Here is an 18,545-nt window from a genome sequence, read left to right as displayed (position 1 = left end):
GGCGGTTCAGTCGTCGCGCGTCCACGAGCCGAGCACCATCAGAGTCCGCGTCCCGATGACCTTGCCGGATCCGCGCAGCCGGTCGATGACCTCCTGCAGATGGTTGATGTCCCGAACGCGCATGTGGACCAGGGCGTCGAGGTCACCGGCGATGGTGAACACGGCCTGCACCTCCGGGGTTCGGGAGGCACTGGCGAGGATCTCCTTGACGCTGGTGGTGCCCGCGTAGCGCAGCTCCGTGAACGCCTCGATGCCCCAGCCCAGCTTGGCGTGGTCGACCTGCACCGTGAACCCGGTGATGACCCCCGACTCGCGCATCCGGTCGACCCGGCGCTTGACCGCGGCCACGGACAGGCCGACCTCGGGGGCCATCTCCGAGAAGGTACGGCGGCCGTCCGCCTGGAGCAGGCGCAGCAGGTGGTGATCGGTCTCGTCCAGCTCATGACCCGGCATGGCGCAATGAAAGCAAGCGAACAGCGCCGATGTCATGAGTTCTTTGCGTCTTGTGCGGGAGAGCACGAGGAGGTCTTGCGTGCCGGGGAAGCGGGTTGTGTGCTGGGGGAGTTCCCGCTTCCCGCACGTCCGCCGCCGTGGAGGAACCCGTGAGTGCACCCGCCCGAGTCCCGTCCCTCGACGCCAAGTACACGGCCGGCGAAGGCCGTGCCTTGATGTCCGGGGTGCAGGCCCTGGTGCGCCTCACCCTCGAGCAGCGCAGGCTGGACCATGAACGGGGCCTGGACACGCGGGTGTTCGTGTCCGGGTACCAGGGCTCCCCGCTGGGCGGCGTGGATCTGGAGATGGGGCGCGCGGCCCGGTTCCTCGACGAGGCCGGTGTCGTCTTCCGGGCGGGCCTGAACGAGGAGCTCGCCGCCACCGCGGTCGGCGGCACCCAGCTCCTCGGGAGGCTGCCGGGCGGACGCCACGAGGGCGTCACCGGGTTCTGGTACGGCAAGAACCCGGGCTTCGACCGGGCGGCCGACGCGATCCGGCACGCCACGACCGCCGGGACCGCTCCGCTGGGCGGCGCGGTCGCCTGGATCGGCGACGATCCGGACTGCAAGTCCTCGACGCTGCCGAGCAGTTGCGAGGTGATGTGCCAGAGCCTCGGGCTGCCGCTGTTCGCCCCCGGTTCGGTGCGCGAGGTCATCGCATACGGACTGCACGCGGTCGCTCTGTCGCGGGCGGCGGGCCTGTGGACGGCCCTGAAGATCGTGGCGGACGTCGCGGACTCTTCGGCCACCGTCGACCTCGACGAACTGGGCCACGGCATCCCTGTTCCGCAGCGCCGCACCCAGCCCGCGACGCCGGTCCTGGTCGGCCCGGCCGCACTCGACGCGGAAGAAGATCTCCTCACCCGACGCCTGTCCGTCGCCCGGAACTACGCGCGCGAGCACCACCTCAACCGGATCGTCACCTCCCCCCGGCAGGCAAGCCTCGGTGTGGTCGCTGCCGGCGCGTCGTTCGCCGTGGTCCGCAGGGCACTGAGCGACCTCGGCATCGACGAGGCGGCGATCGAGCGGCTCGGGATACGCCTCATCGCCCTGGGCATGCCGTTCCCCCTGGACGGCGAACACCTCGCCGAACTGACCGAGGGGCTCGAGACGTTGCTGGTCGTGGAGGACAAGAGCGACTTCCTCGAAGGCCAGATCAAGCAGCTCCTGTACGGAAGGACGGGCGCCCCTGTCGTCCTCGGCCGCCGGGACGCGGCGGGCCGCACCCTGCTGCCGGTGCGCGGCACCGTGAAGGCCGAGGACGTCAGCAGGGCCCTGACCGGACTCATCGGCGCCGAACACCTGCCGCACGCCACGGCCGGGCCCGCACCGAAGCCGCGGCCCGCCGCACCGGGACTGCTGCCGCTGGTCGCCGCCCGTACCCCGTTCTTCTGCTCCGGCTGCCCGCACAACCGCTCCACCCGCACCACCGAGGACACGCTCGTCGGCGTGGGCATCGGCTGCCACGCCATGGTGGCGCTCGACGGCAGCGGCCTGCGCGGCAACCTGGTCGGCCTGACACAGATGGGCGGCGAAGGAGCGCAGTGGTTCGGCCTCGCGCCGTTCACCGACGACCGGCACTTCGTCCAGAACCTCGGCGACGGCACCTTCCACCACTCCGGGTCCCTCGCCGTCCGCGCCGCCGTGGCCGCCGGAGTGACCATGACGTACAAGCTGCTCTACAACAAGGCCGTCGCCATGACCGGCGGACAGGACGTCGAGGGCGCCCTGGACATCCCGGCGCTCACCCGTTTCCTCGCCCTTGAAGGCGTCCGCCGCATCGTGATCACCACGGACGAGCCACGCGCCTACCGCGGAGTCCGGCTCGACCCGCGGGCGAGCGTGCGCCACCGCGACGAACTGGCGTCAGTGGAAGAGGAGTTGTCCGCCGTCGACGGGGTCACCGTGCTCATCCACGACGACCGGTGCGCGGCCGAGGAACGCCGGATGCGCAAGCGCGGACTGCTGCCCGCCCCTGCCACCAAGGTGGTCGTCAACGAGCGGGTCTGCGAAGGCTGCGGCGACTGCGCCGAGCAGTCCACCTGTCTGTCGGTGCAGCCCGTCGAGACCGAGTTCGGCAGCAAGACCCGTATCCACCAGCCCTCCTGCAACTCCGACCTGAGCTGCCTGAAGGGCGACTGCCCCTCCTTCCTGCTGGTGGAGCCCGGCCGGAGCCCGCGAGGGGAATCCGGCGCGAAGCAACCGTCCCGGCTGCCCGTACCGCCCACCGGGTTGCCCGAACCGCTGGACCGGTTCGGCGGCCGTGAAGTCGTCCTGCGGATGCCTGGTATCGGCGGCACCGGCGTCGTCACCGTCTCCCAGATCCTGCAGATGGCCGCCCATCTCGACGGGCTGCACGCGGCCGGACTCGACCAGACCGGACTCGCGCAGAAGGGCGGGCCCGTCGTCAGCGACATCCGTATCGGCAAGAACCCCGTCACCGGCTCCGTACGCGCTTCGAAGGGTGGTGTTGACGTTCTCATCGGCTTCGACCTGCTCGGCGCGGCCGCCGACGCCACCTTGGCGACCTGCGCACCCGAGCGGACGATTGCCGTCGTGAACTCGGCGCTGGTGCCGACCGCCGCAATGATCACCCGACAGGTCGCTGTGCCCGGCAGTCCGCAGGACGCGCTGGTCAGGATCGCCTCCGTGACCCGTGACGGGGCACCGCTCGCGCTGGACGCCCAAGGCCTGTCGGAGCGGCTCTTCGGCGACCACATGCCCGCCAACATGATGCTGCTCGGCGCCGCGTACCAGCACGGATGTCTGCCGGTCAGCGCGCGGGCGGTGGAACGGGCCGTCGAATTCAACGGCGCGTCCGTGGCGAAGAACCTCGCCGCGTTCCGCTGGGGGCGCGCCTTGGCGCTCGACCCTCAGGCGGTGCCCGTCGACTCACAGGCGAGGCCTGTCGACTCTCAGGCGGGCGAGGGCGAGGCGGCCCCGGCCCTCGCGCGCAGCAGCACGTTGGAGGAAGCGGTCGCCGTGCGGGTGCGGGACCTCACCGAGTACCAGGACAGCGCCTACGCCGAGCGCTACCACCGCGCGGTGCGGGCCGTGACCGCCCGTGCCACCGCACGTGCGGGGGAGCAGGACGGGCGCCGGATCGCGCACGCCTTCGCCGGCTCCCTGCATCACCTGATGGCGTACAAGGACGAATACGAGGTGGCCCGCCTGCACCTCGACCCCACCGAACAGGCCCGTATCCGCGCCGAGTTCGGACCCGACGCGCAGATCTCGGTCCTGCTGCACCCGCCCGTGCTACGCGCCCTCGGCATCGACCGCAAGATCCGCCTGCGCCGCACCGGCGAACCCGCCTTTCGTCTCCTGAAGGCCGCGCGCCGCCTGCGGGGCACCCCGCTCGACCCCTTCGCCCGCACCGAGGTCCGGCGCACGGAGCGTGCCCTGGTCACGCAGTACCAGCAACTGATACGGGAGGCTTTGGAGCGGCTCACTCCCGACAACGCCGACGACGTCGTACGCCTTGCCGAACTGCCGCAGACCATCAAGGGATACGAGCACATCAAGATGGCCCGGGTCGAGGAGTACCGCACGCGGGCGCGGCAGGCACTGGACGAGCTGGCGCGGTAGAGCCAGCCGGGCAGGCACAGGACGGGGGCCGGTGCGACAGGGGTTCCTCGCCGCCTCCTTCTTGCGCGATCATCACCTGCCGTGCATCTTCGTCGTGCACACGCTCAACCAGGGGGTGGTCGCGTGGCGCTGATCGGCCGGGCGCGGGAACTCGCCGCGCTCCGAGCGGCGCAGGCCCAGGCGCCATGCGTCGTCTACGTCGCCGGAGAGGCGGGCGTCGGCAAGAGCGCCCTCGTGGCCGCGGCCGTGCCACAAGCGCGCGTGGTGCGCTGCGGCGCCGGACCGGTGGACGGCGAACTGCTCGCAGGGCCGGAGCCGGTGGTCGTCGAGGACGTGCAGTGGGCGGACGCCGCGACGCTGAGCCTCCTGCGGGACGCGCTGGCCGAACCACCCTCCGGGATGCGGCTGTTGCTCCTGTACCGACCCGAGGACCTGCCGACCCCAGGACTTCCCCTCGGCATGGCCGGCAGCCAGGCGCACACCGTCTCCCGCACCCAGATCGAGCTCGCCCCGCTCACCGCCGCCGACGTCGCCGGCTGGTCGCAGCTCCCGGACGAGCAGGCACGGGCACTGCACGAGGCGAGCGCGGGACTGCCCCACGTACTGGCGGACCTGCTGGCCGCCCCCGCGACACCCGGCGCTCCGCCCCGCCTCGCCCAGCTCACCCTCGACCGCTGCGCGCGTCTCGACGCGGACGCCCTGGCCGTGGTGCACGCGGCCGCCGTACTGGACGAGGCCGCGGACGAGAAGGTCCTTGCCGCCGTCGCCGGGCTGCCCGCCGCCCGCGCCCAGGACGCTCTCCTTACCGCACTCGCCCGTGGCCTGCTCGCCGAATCCGCGCAGGCCGCCTACCGCTGCCACCCGCCGCTCGCCGCCCGCGCGGTGCTCGACCGGCTGCCGGGACCGGTACGCCGCCGGCTGCACGGACGGGCCGCCGAGGCGCTGGCACGGCTGCCCCGGCCGGTCCCGCTGGCCCGCGTCGCCCGGCACCATCGTGCAGCGGGCAGCACCAAGGCGTGGCTGCGCACGGCGGAAGCCGCCGCCGACCGGGCCGTACAACAGCGCACCCCCGACCCGCAGTCGGCCGCCGAGCTGCTGCGGGAGGCGCTGGCCACCGAAGGGCTGCCGCAGGCCGTCGAGGTACGCCTGGCCCGCAAGCTCGCCCAGGTCGCGGGACATCTGTCCGGACTCGACGACACCACCCAGGCCCTGCTCGAACGGCTCATCAACAGCGAGCAGCTGCCCCTGGGCATCAGAGGGGAGCTCCGCCGCGACCTGGCGCTGCTGATCGTCAACCAGGGCGGGAGCCCGCAGCAGGGGCTGGCCGAACTGGCGCACGCCGTCGACGAGCTGAGCGGCCGCCCCGAACCGGCCGTGCGCGCGATGGTAGCCCTGGCCATGCCGTTCCTCACCGGCGTCGCGGTGACGGAGAACGAACGCTGGCTCGCGCGGGCGCAGGCCGCCGCCGACCGGTCGGGGGACCCCGCGCTCAAGCTGATGGCGCTGGCCGGCCGGGTCTCCCTCACGGCCGAGACCGGCGATCCCGCGGTGTGGGCGCTGACCCGTGAACTGGCCGCCGCGCACGCGCTCGGCGGCGAACACCGCATCGAGGTGCTGCGCGGCCTGTGCAACGCGGCCGACGGTGTCGCCTGGCTGGGGCACTACGACCGCGCCGACCGGTTCATCCGCCATGCCCTGCAGCTGGCGTCGCGAGTGGGCGCCGAGTTCAACGCGGACCTCACCAAGGGCACCACCCTGCGCATCGACTGGGGACGGGGCAACTGGTCGGACCTGGAGAGCCGGGCCAAGGCACTGGCCGCCCGCAATCCGCTCTCGCCCGCGCGGCCCGAGGCCCACCTGGTGGCAGGCCAGTTGGCCCTGGCGCACGGCGACTGGAGCACCGCGCACCGGCAGCTGCGCGCAGCGGGCCTGAGCGCCCCCGACAACGGAGCCGCACCCGTGGTCACCGCGGCCGGGGGAGTGCTGCTGCGGGGTCTGCTCGACCGTGACGAGGAGGCCCAGGCGCTCCGTACCGGTGAAGCGGCGTGGCGGCGCCTGCGGACCAAAGCCGTCTGGGTATGGGGTGCCGAACTGGTGCCGTCCTACGTCGAGTTGCTGTGCCGCACCGGCGAACAGGGCGCCGCGGAGCGGGCAGTTGCCGAGTTCGCCGAGGGCATCGCGGACCGCGACGCACCGCTCGCCGCCGCCGCGCACGCCCAGTGCCGTGCGCTGCTCGCCCACTTCGCCGGCCGCGCCGGGCAGGCCCGCAGCGGTTTCACGCAGGCCGCGGAGCGCTACGCGTCCGTCCCGCAGCCCTACGACGCGGCGCTCGCCCTGGAACGGGCCGGACGCAGCGCGCTCGACGCCCACCAGACCCCCGATCAACTGGTGGCCGCCGAGCGGCAGTTCGCCGCGCTCGGTGCCGTCGCGGACGCGGCACGGTGCGGCGCGGTCCTGCGGCGCCACGGTCTGGACCGTCCGGCGCCGCCGCGCCGCGGACGGCCGGCGTACGGATCCGCACTCTCGCCGCGCGAGCGGGAGGTGGCCCTGCTCGCCTCGGAGGGCCGCACCAACGCCGAGATCGCGGCCGAGCTGATCCTGTCGCCCCGCACGGTCGAGCAGCACATCGCCAAGGCCCTGCGGAAACTCTCCCTGACCTCCCGTACGGAACTGCCCTCCGCCCTCACCGCATGGACGCGATGAGGGCGGAGGGCTCCCGCGGGGAGGGCCCGCGTTCAGATGCGGGACGCGGGACGTCTCACAGGGTGATGCTCCAGCCGTTCAGCCAGCCGACGTCCTGGGCGTAGGCGTCGGAGACCTTGAGCTGCCAGGTGCCGGCCGCCGCCGAGGACACCCCGGAGACGGTGTACGTGCCGCCGGAGTACCAGGTGCAACTGCCGTACGAAGCCTGCTTGATCCGGTACTCGTTGCCGTTGGGCGCCACCAGCGTCAGGGCCACGTCCTCGGCGCACGGGTGCGAGATGTCCACGGTCACGGAGACCGGGTTGAGCGCGTTGCCGCTCGCGCTGGAGGTCAGCGACGAGGTGACCGTGCCCGCGTCCGGGATCATCCGGAAGTCGCTCACGGAGAACGTGCGGCCCGGGCCCGGGTCGTCACCGTTGACGGTGAGGGTGTACGTCACGGAGTGCTCGGCCTGTGTGCCGGTGCCCTTGACCGTCACCGGGTAGCTGCCCGCCGGGGTACTCGCGGTGGTGGCGATGGTCAGCGCGGCGGAGTCGCCCGCGGTGACCGTGGCGGGTTCGAACGTGGCCGTGGCTCCCGAGGGCAGCCCGGCGGCGGACAGGTCGATGCTCTGCGCCGCGCCCTTGGTCACCTCGGTGGACAGGGTGGTGGTGGCGGACTGGCCCGGGTCGACGGCGCCGGCCGTCGGCTCGGCGGCGAGGGAGAAGTCGTCCTCGACGGGCGGTTCGCCGCCGCCGATGAATCCGGTGTACAGCAGCCCGGTGGGCGACCCCGTACCCGGGTTGGTGATCTTGTTGCCGGCGTTGTTCACGAGCGCGTCACGCACCTGCCGCGGTGTGGCGTCCGGGTTGGCGCCTAGGTACAGGGCCGCGGCGCCCGCGACATGCGGGGATGCCATAGAGGTGCCGGTCATGGTGGTGGATCCGGTGTCACCCGAGTTCGCGGCCGAGGTGATGTTCCTGCCCGGTGCCCAGATGTCCAGGCAGGAGCCGTAGTTGCTCGGTGCGGGGCTGCCCGTCCAGCGGGCGTCCTGGTCGTTGCTGTTGCCGACGGTGATGGCCTCGGGGGTGCGGGCGGGGCTGAATCCGCAGGCGTCGCGCCCGTTGTTGCCTGCAGCGATGGCGTACGGGAAGCCGGCCGCGATGGAGTTCTTCACCGCGTTCTCCGCCGTGGACTGGGTGCCTTCGCCGCCCAGGCTCATGTTGACCACGGCGGGCTTGGTGCCGTTCTGCGTCACCCAGTCGATGCCCTTGACGATGACGTCCCAGGCGCCGCTGCCCTGGCAGTCGAGGACCCGCACGGGCACGACCTTCGCCTTCTTCGCCACGCCGTACTTGGTGCCCGCGACCGTGCCCGCGACATGGGTGCCGTGCCCGTTGCAGTCGGAGGCGTTGGAGTCGTTGTCGATGAAGTCGGGTCCCGAGGTGATGCGTCCGCTGAAGTCCTGGTGGCTGAGGCGGGTGCCGCTGTCCAGGACGTACGCGATGACCCCCTCACCGGCCTGGTCCGGGTAGCCGTACTTCTGGTTCAGCGGCAGATCGGGCTGGTCGACGCGGTCCAGGCCCCAGGACGGCGGGCTGGGCTGTTCCCCCACGGCGTGCGCGTACCCCACCGGCTCGACGTATGCCACGTCCGGGTCGGCGGCGAGCCGCTCGGCACGCCGCTCGTTCATGGTGACCGAGAAGCCCTTGAGGGCGCTGGTGTATGTGTACTTGACCTTGCCGTCGTACTTCTTCGCCAGTCCTTGCGCCTGGGCGGGCACGCCGCCCGACTGGCGCGCGGCGCTGTCCTTGAGGACCACGAAGTAGCGGTCGGGCACCACCTCTGCCGTGCCGAGGTCGCGCAGCTTCCCCGCCGCAGGCGCGGCGGCCTGGGCCGGTGCCTGGGTGGTGAGAAGGCCGGCTGCCAGTGCCACGGTGGCGACGGCAGCCGCTCTTCGCCGGAACGTTCCTGTCATGCTCATGGGGACTCCTCTCCGAGTGGCCCCCACCCTCGAAGTCCCCTGCGGGCCGCGGCAATCCGGGTCCGTATTTAGTAGGGGTACGCAATCAGCGGGTTGCGTACCCCTATCCGGCGCCGCACGGCGTACCCGTATCCGGCGGCGCACGGCGTACCCGTATCCGGCGCCGCACGACGTGCACCACCTATCCGTCCGCCCGCTCGATGTTGCCGGTCCCGGCCACGGGCTTGAGCGTGGAGCCGTTCGCGAGCCGTGCGCGGACCTTCGGCCGGACCTCTGCGGAGTCGATCCGCCGCGCGAGCGTGCGGCCCTGGACGGTGGCGTCGACGGCGCCCGAGACCTTGAGGGACGTGACCTGCCTGCTGCCCGCGGCGAGCAGATAGCGCGCCCCGGAGGGCGCGACCCACTGCGCGGTGGCCAGGACGTGCTGCCCGAACCGGCTGCACGCCGCCGTCGGCGCGGCCCGGCCGACCACGGGCGCGGGACCGGCGGAGCGTGCCTTGAACTGGAGCAGCACCTGGCCGGGGCCGCGCCACGTGGTGGCCCGGGCGCAGGACCACACCGCCTGGCCGCCGCGCTCCGGCAGGTCCTGTTCGGCGAAGTCCCATACGTTCACGGCGCGTACGCCGTCGTCGCGGAACTCGTCGAGGCGGCACGCGGTGGTGGCCCAGCTGGTCAGGGCGTTCGTACTGGTGGCCTCACGAGGCTGGCGGGCCGGGGCGCCCTGGCCGGGCAGCGGCGTGTAGCTGAGGTGGGCGGGCGTGAGTCCGCCGAGATCGGTGACCAGGAAGGCGTGCTTCTCGACGATGCGGTCGGAGGAGCGCAGTTGGAGCACCGGCCAGGCGTCGCAGGAGCCTCCAGGGGAGGGGACGGCGGCGGGCTCGGTGATGCCGTCCTTGCCGAACTCCAGCGCACGGGCTGGGGTGTCCGGGCGCAGCAGGTCGCGGCGCTCCGCCTCGGCGATCCAGGGGGCCAGCAGATAGCGGGTGCCGTTGCCGCCGCGGGTCAGCGCGACGGCTGCCGCGGTGGTGACATCGGAGTCGTCGGCGCGGGCGAAGTCGAGCGTGGCGGCCTCGCCGTCCCGCTCGCTGTAGCGCACCAGGCGCTGTCCCTCGTGGAACACCGCCACGGTCTGTCCGTCGACTTCTCCGGCGTACAGCAACTGCGGTGCACCGGTGGGTGCTTGGGCCGTGGTGCCGGGGCTCTTGGCGATACGGGTGCCCTGCGGCGGCGCGGCCCAGGTGGCGAGGGCGCGGGTGAGGAGCTCCTCGTCACGGGTCCGGTCGCCACGGGGAGGCCAGGCCGTGAAATCGACGCGCGAGGTGTCCGCCCAGACGTCGCCGCCCACACGGACGAGCTGGTCGGGGCCCGCCGCTCCGGTGGGCAGGGCGGCAGCGGACGGCTCGGTGTCGTCGCCGCCGAGTGCGGTGGCCAGCACGACCAGTACGGCCACGACGGCCGTGACGGCCCACAGGAGCCCAAAGCGCCGCCGGCGCCGCAGCAGATCGGTGGGGCGGGTCTGCACCGAGCACGCGTCGAACTCCTGTGAGCGCAGGAGCGTTTCGGCCGAGGCGCCCGCGGTGGCGTCGAGGCGGTGGGATGCGCGCAGGGCACGGCGCGGATCCGCTACGCCCGCGGCGGCGAGGAGCGCGCCCGCCTTGCTGTCGGCCAGGCCTTCCAGGTGCCGCAGCACGAAGGCGGCCCTGGTGGCGGCGGGGACGTGCGCCAGCTTGGCGCCGAGCGCGAGTTCCTCCGCGCCGCCCGCCCGCGGAAACAGCCTCAGGCCCCATACGACCGGCAGCCAGGTCAGCACCGTGCGCGGCGGAGGCAGGCGCTTCGGCCAGCCGCGGGGACGGCGCTCGCAGTCGAGCGCGGCGCGCAGCACACGCTCGCGCAGCTGGTCGCCGACGGACTGCCCGCCGCCCGTGTCGCCGCGCTGCTGAGGCACGCGCTCGTGGTGGCGCGTGCCGCGGATCCTGCCGGTGCGCGGCAGGGCCCGCTGCGCTATCCCGTGGGCCAGCAGCACGCGGCGGTGCCGGGACAGGGAGGCGGGCAGCACCAGGTAGGCGAGGCTCACCAGACGGGTGTACTGATCGACCAGGTGGGCTTCCGCGTGGTCGACGGGGCGGGTGCGGCGGGGGAGGGTGAACACGGGGCTGTGACGCCTTCCGAGGCTCGTCAGGGGAGAGTTCCTTCTCTCCGCCAAACGAGTGACGGCGCATCTGGTTACAGGCGGCACACAACCGTCAACTCCCGTGAGCCCTCACGGAGATGAGGGCTCACGGGGGAGTGGCGGGATCACCAGGGCGCCGGCGGCGGCGGAGTCACCACCGGCGGGCGGTCGTCGCAGGTGATCGTGTTGGGCAGCATCCAGGGCGCGAGCCAGGACCCCGTGGCCGTACCGCCGTCATTGCCGCCGCGGTCGGTGAGCGAGAACTCCGAGCCGGTGGCGGGGAAGTTGAAGGCGCCGCAGTTGTTGACGCCGACGGCGCCGACATGGCGGGCGTCCACGTTCTCGAACGTCGCCGACCCCTTCACCCGGGCACTGAGTACCGAGGTCCCGGTGCCGTCGACCCGGATGTCCTTGAAGTGGGCGGCGGGGATCGCGTACTTGTCCTTCACGCTCCACTCGCTCACCATCATGATCGCGTTGTACGTGGAGTCGAGGTAGTGGTCGCCGGTGACGCGGATGTCCGCGTCCACGTCGCGGTCGAGCGCGTACAGCCAGATCGCGCCGAGTCCGATCTTCCAGTTGAGTTCGTACGTTCCGGCGCGCGCGGTCGTGTTGTTCCTGAACTCCAGCTTCCCGGCGAAGGGTTCGGCACCGAAGCGGGATCCGGCGTGCAGCGCGCTGCCCTCGCGGACCGGGTCGGCGACGAGGTTGTGGGACACGGTGGTGTCGGTGCCGCCGTAGATCGCGATGCCGTTGGCCAGTACGGGGGACTGCACCGTGTTGTGGGCGAAGGTGTTGCGCGCGTTCGCCGACTTCTCCGACCACATCGCCAGGCCGTCGTCACCGGTGTTGCGCACGAAGGTGTGCGTGACGCTGGAATCGGTCACGCCGGTATGGAAGTTGAGGGCGTCCGCGATCTGGTCGACGACGATGCTGTCGCGTACGCGGAGGTTGTCCATGGGACCGTCGAACCACAGGCCGACCTTGGTGTGCCGGATGTGCAGGCCCGTGATGCTGGAGTCGCTCAGCGCGCCGCCGACGCCGTTGACCTGGTCGGTGTCGATCCGCTCCCGTACGTCGCCCTCGATGGCGAACCCGGACAGGTGCACATTGCGGCTGCCCCCGTCGGCTGCGTCGCGCCCGTAGAAGCCGACGCCGGTGTGGCGGGAGCCGTCGGGCGCGGGCTCGTCGAGTGCGACCTGCTTGCCCTTGAAGACGGTCCACCAGTTGCCGGCGCCCTCGATCGTCACGTCGTCCACGATGATGTGCCGGTTCACCTGGTATGTCCCCGGCGGCACGTACACCGGCAGGTCCAGGCGCCTGGCCTGGGCTATCGCCCGGTCCATGGCCGGGGCCGAGTCACGGCGCCCGGTGGGGTCGGCGCCGTGCGCCAGGACGTTGACGGCCTTGAGCCGCACATGCGGGGCGCCGACCAGCTCCGAGTCGAGCAGGTCGATCACCGTCCAGTCGGCCTTGCTGTCGGCCGGGACCGTGAGGCGGACCTTGTCACCGGCCTGGTAGGTCTTCGGCAGACGCATCCGCTGCTCGTCGTAGAAGTGCATGGGCCGGAAGGGCTTCTTGATCTCCGGCGCGGGGGTGGTGGCGCTCGGCACGCAGGAGCACTCGGTGATCCACCAGTCGGGGTGGAGGAGATCGGCCGCGGGGTCGTTGGAGAACGGGTACTGGTTGTACAGCCAGGAGTACTCCGAGGTCAGGGTTATGGTGCGGCGCTGCTTGCCGTCGACCGTGATGTCGAGCGGTGCCTTGATGCCACCACCGCCGGGGGCGTCGGGAATGCTGTAGCGGACCGTGATCGCGTTCGCCGCCTTCGGCAGGGTGAACTCGACGTACTCACCGCGCTCGAGCCGTACGGCGCTGCGGCCCGAGGCCTCCGCGGGCAGCGTGTAGGGGGTCCGGTCCGGACCGATCCGCTCCCCGTCCGTGACGGCGTTCTCGGCCTCCTGCTCCAGGAACCGTACGGACGCACCGCGGCCTTCCGTGAGCGCGGGGGCAAGTCCCGCACGGGTCACGGGAGTCGGCCCGGTGGGGGAGGACCCCGCCGACGCTGTGGAGGCGCTCGTGAGCCCCGCGGTGGCGAGGCCGAGGACGACGAGAACGCTCACCGTCCTTGTGACGCACGGGACTTGGGCCGCTGCCGGGGGCGGCGCCGGTCTCTCGGTGCGGGCGCGACGGATGGTCCGACGGATCAGCGGCATCGGAGCGACTCGATTCTCTGCGGCGGCCGGGGTGAGGTGAGGTGAGGTGAGGTGAGGTGACAGTAGGGCCGACGTGACCGCGCGACAAGAGCTTCGGTCGCAAAATGTCACTGCTAAGCCGTCAACTTGCAGAGTGTAGTGCGGTTTTTGCATCACCTGGCTCCTGTCCTGCGCGGCCGCTCCCCGCCCTCGGGGCCCGAAACCGAGTCGCCGAGCCGGCGGAGGCCTGCGTACGGTCGGGCGCATGGCTGACGAATGCTTCGGACACCCGCGGCTCGCCGCGATCTACGACGTGCTCGACGGCGACCGCCCCGATCTCGATACGTATCTCCGCATGGCGACGGAGTTCGGGGCGCGCCAGGTGCTGGACATCGGTTGCGGGACAGGGGTGTTCGCCCTCCTCCTGGCGTCCCGGGGCATCGAGGTCACCGGCGTCGACCCTGCCCTGGCTTCGCTCGACGTGGCCCGGTCCAAGCCGGGCGGCGAGAGGGTGCGCTGGATCCACGGCGATGCCGGCGCCGCGCCGCCGCTCCAGGCGGACCTTGCGACGATGACGGCGAACGTCGCCCAGCAGATCGTCGCCCCGGAGGCATGGCGGCAGACCCTGCGCAGCGCCCATGCGACGCTCCGGCCGGGCGGACACCTCGTCTTCGAGACCCGCGATCCGGCCCGGCGTGCCTGGGAGGAGTGGACCCGCGAAGCCTCGTACCGCCTGACCGACATCCCCGGCGCGGGCGAGGTCGAAAGCTGGGTCGAACTCCTCGACGTGAGCCTGCCGTTGGTCACCTTCCGCTGGACCTACGTCTTTGCCGCGGACGGTCAGACTCTGACCTCGGACTCGACCCTGCGCTTCCGCGAACGCTCCGAAATCGAAGCCGACCTGTTTGCCCACGACTACACACTCGACTCGGTCCGCGACGCCGCGGACCGCCCGGGCAGGGAATTCATCTTCGTGGCCCACCGTCCGATGTGACGTACGGCCGTTCCTGCGCACCGCCGGCGCGGCGCGCCGCTCGCTAGCCTGTGCGGCTGTGATCCGCTCCTCTCTGCCTCCGCTGCTGTTCCTCGACGTCGACGGTCCGCTGATCCCGTTCGGGGCGCCTCCAGAGCACTACCCGGTCCATGAGCTCGGCCCCGGCCTGCGCGGAGTCGCCACGAACCCGCTTCTGACCAGGGTCGACCCGCGACACGGCAGCAAACTGGCCGCGCTGCCCTGTGAGTTGGTGTGGGCCACGACCTGGATGGACGAGGCCAACGAGTGCATCGCCCCGCTGCTCGGACTGCCTCCGCTCGAGGTCGTTTCCTGGCCGGAGCCCTCCGAGAGCGACGAGCGGGACCTCCGGGCGGGGCTGCACTGGAAGACCCGCACCCTCGTCGCACGGGCCGCGGGGCGCCCCTTCGCCTGGGTCGATGACGAGATCACGGACGCGGATCGGTCCTGGGCGGCCGATCACCACGGTCCCCACGCCCTGCTCCACCGCGTCGATGCCCGCATCGGACTCACCGACGACGACTACGCGGCACTCGACTCGTGGCTGCGCCGGCCGCTCGCGTAGGCGGTCGGAGCGCGCGGAGGGCTGTGGCAGGCCTCGGCCGCGATCCTCGGAGCCGGGGCTCCGCTCCGTGCGCGGAGGCCCGTCGGGGGCGGCCGCCGGCGCGGCTGCGATGATGGGAACGTGTCTTCCGTTTCCCTGCTCGCCGCCCGGGCGGCCCTGCGCGCGCACCTGCAACGGCACTTTCCCGGGCAGGTCATCGACGAGTTGCCGGGCGTCGAAGGGCCCATCGAGGAGCGGGTGCCCGGGTTCCGGATCTTCCGTATCCACCCCGCCAGGCCGGGCGAGTGGTGGGTGTATGTGACGTCCGGCTGCTGGGCGGCGACCCAGGAGGACGGGCACGGGACGGAGTTCTTCCTCGCGGCCCCACGGGACGACTGGCTGAACCGGGAAAGCCTCACCGTGAACGCGTTCTACCACTGCGGCCCGGACCGCCAGCGGCTGGACGTCGGACACACCGTCCCCATCGGCAGGCCGTGGCTCGACGACTCCCCGTGCGACCACTACCTGATCAGCCTGCCGTACCCCTACGGCCCCGACTTCGAGGTCTGCGCCTGGGGCGAGACGTCCCACGCCCGCATCCTGTGGCTGCTGCCGATCACCGAGGCGGAGAAGGACCACCGCCGCGACCACGGCCTCGAGGCCCTGGAGAGCCTCTTCGACGAGCGGGAGATCGATCCGGTCGACCCGCAACGTCCGTCCGTCGTCCAGGGCGCGTACCGGACGGCATACGATTGCGCACCCATGCCGGCGTCCCGTGGCGATGGGACCATCGGGTCATGACGACCGGAGACGGTGAATTCGAGCTGACCATGGACGAGCTGCGCGTCGTGGCACGCTACGTGGTGGAGAGTGCTCAGGAAATCCTTCCAGTGTTCGAGGAGGGGGTTCCCGGTGACCCCCGGCCTCGCGCAGCGGTTGCTGCTGCCTGGGAGTTCGTGAACGGGGCGAGAAGGACCAAGCTGCAGCGTACTGCCGCGTTGGATGCACATCGCGCAGCGAAGGAAGCACCCACCGAAACCGCACGTCTTGCTGCGCGCGCCGCTGGAGACGCCGCCGCTGCCGCCTATCTGCACCCCATCGCGAAAGCTACCCAGGTAGGTCACATCCTGCGCGGGGCCGCATGCGCAGCGCGCGTTGCCGAGCTGTGTGCAGGCGACGACCCCGACGTCGGAGACAAGGTCCTTGAGCAGGCCAGGCAGCGTGCCTCGCCGGTCCTCATCGATGTTCTTCACCGGTATCCGCTCGCGCCAACAGGCAAGAGCCGCGTGGCACACCTCATGAGCAACTTGGACACTTCCCTGCGTGCATCGCGCGACGTTTGATGCGCCCCCAGGCCTGATGCGAAAGTCCCGCCTGACGCCCTTTCGGGCGACGACGGGACTTCCACCACGCTGCTGCCGGACCGGACGCCGAGGCGGCCCTGGCCCCTACGTGCTCCGTCAGTTGTTCATGTCGCGCTCGAAGTCCCGCTCGCACGCGTCGCGTTCGCTCTGGGAGTCGGCCTGGCGGACGCAGTCGTCGAAGTTCTTGAACTCGTCCGAGTTCAGGATCGACGCACCGATCGCGATGATCACGGCGGACGCGATCGCCGCGAGAACCCCGAGCACCGCGCCGACGATCGCCATGGCCCGGTGCGGAGCCCCGGCCCTGCGTGCCCGCCGTGCGCCGATGATGCCGAGTACCAGGGCCAGGATGCCCAGGACGACTCCGCCGATCACGGTCCAGAAGAGCAGGATGGCTGCTACGCCCAGGACGAGCGCGGCGATCGCCATGCCGTTGCCCTGGGGGCGCGTGGCCGTGTGCGTGGTGCCGTGCGAGGAATGCGCAGGATCGGAGAAAGGCGCCTGAATCCCCTTATCGATGACGGTGTCCGAACACTTGCCGTGCATCCCGAGTTCCCCGGACATCGCAGTGAATGCATCGCGGTGCAGGCGCGCGGACCCCACAACCCGCGCGCTACCAGCTCCCGTTGAAGAGCCCCGCGAGCGCCTCGGGCGAATGCGTGGCCGTGCTCGTGTTCGCGAGAGCGACGACAAGGACGGCACAGGCCATGAACGCCGAGGCCGTCATCCCGGCCTTCAGCCCACGCTTCGACCTGTTACCGGGCGTGACCCGGTGCTGCCGCCACAGCGCCACCCCGACCCCGATCAGGGCGACCGCCAGGAGCGCCGCCATCACGGCCACCGCTGCGTGGTAGACGGCGAGGTCGCTGATCATCGCGGAGAGGGCGGGGGAGTGGGGCCCGGCAGGGTGGCCGGCCAGCTCCTGCCGGATCTCCGTCAGGGTGGCGGCGAGTTCACCGTCGGCCCTGCCGCCGGTGAGGTGGGGAAGCAGGGACGCGAAGGGAGCGATCGTGCCCTGCACATTGGCCACGAGGGCGACAAGGGCGAACGGCGCGAGCAGCGCCACGAGTACCGCGGAGGGGACGAGCAGCAGACGGCGGGGCCGCTCATCGGCCGGTCGCCGCGACTGCCGCCACAGCGCGACCCCGAGGGCCACGACAGCTCCGAGCAGCAGGGCGGCGACCGAGGCTTTGACGAGGTGGAACCGGAACCAGAACTCGACTGTGGATGCCAGCTCCCCGGGGAACTCCCGGCCGCCGGACCGCCAGAGGCCGACGACGCCGCTGCGGAACGAGTCCGTGAGGTTGTCCACGCCGATCCCCTGGTGGGACAGCGCGTCGGGCACTCGGAAGAAGGCGGCCAGGAGTGCCCCCGTGCCGACCAGGAGCAGGGTGATCTGCCGCTGCGGCGAGAGACGGAGGTGGTGCCGCGTCGATGGCACAGGGCTGTTCATGGGGATCCTCGATCGGGGAGGCGGCGCGCCATGCCGTGAGCGGCCCGCGCCGGCGGTCTGCCTGGACATGGACGCTAACTCGGCGGCGGGGTGCGGGGCTGTGAGGCCAGCCTCCGGCTTACGGGTGGGGACAGCCCCACCCGTACACATCGCCGCCTCCCTCGTCTCCGTCACCCATCGGGGATCCTGGTCGGCATGGACATGGAGTTGGGCGTGGACATGGGAACGAACACTGACGGGGGCAACGACGACGTCAAGGTCGTCGTCGCCCACGCCGACTGCGCGACCCTGCGGGTCGGTGACGTGTTCCTCAAGGTGGACGCCGATCAGTCTCGTACGGACAGAGAGGTCGCGGCGCTGGAACTCGCCCCGGTCCCGACCCCGCAAGTGCTGTGGCGCAAGCCGCCCGTGCTCGCGATCAGCGCGGTCCGAGGAGCCACCCTCGGCCGCCTCGGTGGCCCCGCGACCGCCTCGCCGGACGCCTGGGCCGCGGCGGGCGCCGCCATCCGGAATCTGCACGACGGTCCGCTGCCGCCCTGGACGGGCCGGGCGGGCCGGAGCGTCGACGTGCTGAGCGCGGCGCTCGACGAGGAGTGCGAATGGCTCGTCGCAAACGACGTCCTGCCCGCCGATCTCGTCACCCGCAACCGCCGGGTCGCCGAAGCCGCACTGCGGCCGTGGACCCCGAAGTTCACCCACGGCGACCTGCAGATCGCCCATGTGTTCCTCGACGGCGACGAGGTCACCGGCATCATCGACTGGACCGAAGCGGGCCAGGGCGACCCCCTGTACGACCTGGCCACTTTCGTGCTCGGCCACGAGGAACACCTCGATGACGTCCTCGCCGGATACGGGGCCGAAGCCGACCTCGACGTCATCCGCGCATGGTGGTCGCTGCGCAGCCTCCTCGGGATCCGCTGGCTGAGCGAGCACGGTTTCGACCCCTTCGAGCCGGGCTGCGAGGTCGATGTGCTGCGTGCCCGCATGTGACCGCATCGCCTCCGGAGGCGATGGCCGGGCGGTGCGCCGAGTGGCCGCCCGATCGCCGCCTCGGGTCACGAC

13 protein-coding genes are annotated in these 18,545 nt (G+C 71.8%); 7 read left to right on the top strand and 6 right to left on the bottom strand.

The window, feature by feature from the left end; all coding sequences use genetic code 11:
- Positions 1-6: 6 nt before the first annotated feature.
- On the bottom strand, positions 7-453 hold the full coding sequence (locus H9Y04_RS25110; RefSeq protein ID WP_187816275.1) for an Lrp/AsnC family transcriptional regulator: 447 nt from the start codon (positions 451-453) through the stop codon (positions 7-9).
- 149 nt (positions 454-602) lie between these two features.
- Between H9Y04_RS25110 and H9Y04_RS25105 the strand changes: the two genes are divergently transcribed.
- Together H9Y04_RS25105 and H9Y04_RS25100 are read left to right on the top strand one after the other, a co-directional pair.
- Positions 603-4,079, top strand: a complete 3,477-nt coding sequence (locus H9Y04_RS25105; RefSeq protein WP_187816274.1) for an indolepyruvate ferredoxin oxidoreductase family protein — start codon at positions 603-605, stop codon at positions 4,077-4,079.
- A 123-nt stretch (positions 4,080-4,202) separates the two neighbouring features.
- On the top strand, positions 4,203-6,782 hold the full coding sequence (locus tag H9Y04_RS25100) for a helix-turn-helix transcriptional regulator (RefSeq protein ID WP_187816273.1): 2,580 nt from the start codon (positions 4,203-4,205) through the stop codon (positions 6,780-6,782).
- Positions 6,783-6,837: 55 nt separating this feature from the next.
- On the opposite strand, the gene H9Y04_RS25095 is transcribed toward H9Y04_RS25100, so the two are convergent.
- The 3 genes from H9Y04_RS25095 to H9Y04_RS25085 form a co-directional block, all read right to left on the bottom strand.
- Positions 6,838-8,745, bottom strand: coding sequence for a S8 family peptidase (locus H9Y04_RS25095; RefSeq protein ID WP_187816272.1), 1,908 nt, complete (start codon positions 8,743-8,745; stop codon positions 6,838-6,840).
- A gap of 181 nt (positions 8,746-8,926) precedes the next feature.
- A complete protein-coding gene (locus H9Y04_RS25090; RefSeq protein ID WP_187816271.1) occupies positions 8,927-10,894 on the bottom strand; it encodes a hypothetical protein in 1,968 nt (655 codons plus the stop codon).
- Between the two features lie 146 nt (positions 10,895-11,040).
- On the bottom strand, positions 11,041-13,038 hold the full coding sequence (locus tag H9Y04_RS25085) for a glycosyl hydrolase family 28-related protein (RefSeq protein WP_308801090.1): 1,998 nt from the start codon (positions 13,036-13,038) through the stop codon (positions 11,041-11,043).
- A gap of 337 nt (positions 13,039-13,375) precedes the next feature.
- Between H9Y04_RS25085 and H9Y04_RS25080 the strand changes: the two genes are divergently transcribed.
- The 4 genes from H9Y04_RS25080 to H9Y04_RS25065 all read left to right on the top strand — a co-directional run bounded on the left by H9Y04_RS25080 (position 13,376) and on the right by H9Y04_RS25065 (position 16,009).
- Positions 13,376-14,104, top strand: coding sequence for a class I SAM-dependent methyltransferase (locus H9Y04_RS25080; RefSeq protein WP_187816269.1), 729 nt, complete (start codon positions 13,376-13,378; stop codon positions 14,102-14,104).
- Positions 14,105-14,162: 58 nt separating this feature from the next.
- Positions 14,163-14,687: an HAD domain-containing protein gene (locus H9Y04_RS25075; RefSeq protein WP_187816268.1), complete on the top strand. Its 525-nt coding sequence runs from the start codon at positions 14,163-14,165 to the stop codon at positions 14,685-14,687.
- Between the two features lie 120 nt (positions 14,688-14,807).
- A complete protein-coding gene (locus H9Y04_RS25070) occupies positions 14,808-15,467 on the top strand; it encodes a suppressor of fused domain protein (RefSeq protein WP_187816267.1) in 660 nt (219 codons plus the stop codon).
- Positions 15,464-16,009 (top strand): putative immunity protein, encoded by a 546-nt coding sequence (locus H9Y04_RS25065; protein ID WP_187816266.1) that lies wholly within the window; start codon positions 15,464-15,466, stop codon positions 16,007-16,009. The genes H9Y04_RS25070 and H9Y04_RS25065 overlap by 4 nt, the downstream gene beginning before the upstream one ends.
- Before the next feature lie 117 nt (positions 16,010-16,126).
- Here H9Y04_RS25065 and H9Y04_RS25060 read toward each other — a convergent pair whose 3' ends face one another.
- Both H9Y04_RS25060 and H9Y04_RS25055 read right to left on the bottom strand, forming a co-directional pair.
- Positions 16,127-16,594, bottom strand: a complete 468-nt coding sequence (locus tag H9Y04_RS25060; protein ID WP_236071368.1) for a DUF4190 domain-containing protein — start codon at positions 16,592-16,594, stop codon at positions 16,127-16,129.
- A gap of 49 nt (positions 16,595-16,643) precedes the next feature.
- Entirely contained in the window at positions 16,644-17,483 is an 840-nt protein-coding gene (locus H9Y04_RS25055; protein ID WP_187816265.1) for a tat (twin-arginine translocation) pathway signal sequence, read from the bottom strand.
- A gap of 219 nt (positions 17,484-17,702) precedes the next feature.
- Here H9Y04_RS25055 and H9Y04_RS25050 point away from each other — a divergent pair, with 219 nt between their 5' ends.
- On the top strand, positions 17,703-18,473 hold the full coding sequence (locus tag H9Y04_RS25050) for a phosphotransferase family protein (RefSeq protein ID WP_187816264.1): 771 nt from the start codon (positions 17,703-17,705) through the stop codon (positions 18,471-18,473).
- Positions 18,474-18,545 lie beyond the last annotated feature (72 nt).

Origin of the sequence: Streptomyces polyasparticus (assembly GCF_014493765.1) — a bacterium.
Lineage (GTDB): Bacteria > Actinomycetota > Actinomycetes > Streptomycetales > Streptomycetaceae > Streptomyces > Streptomyces polyasparticus.
Note: the sequence above shows the minus strand (reverse complement) of the source record. Positions and strands in the feature narration are given on the sequence as shown.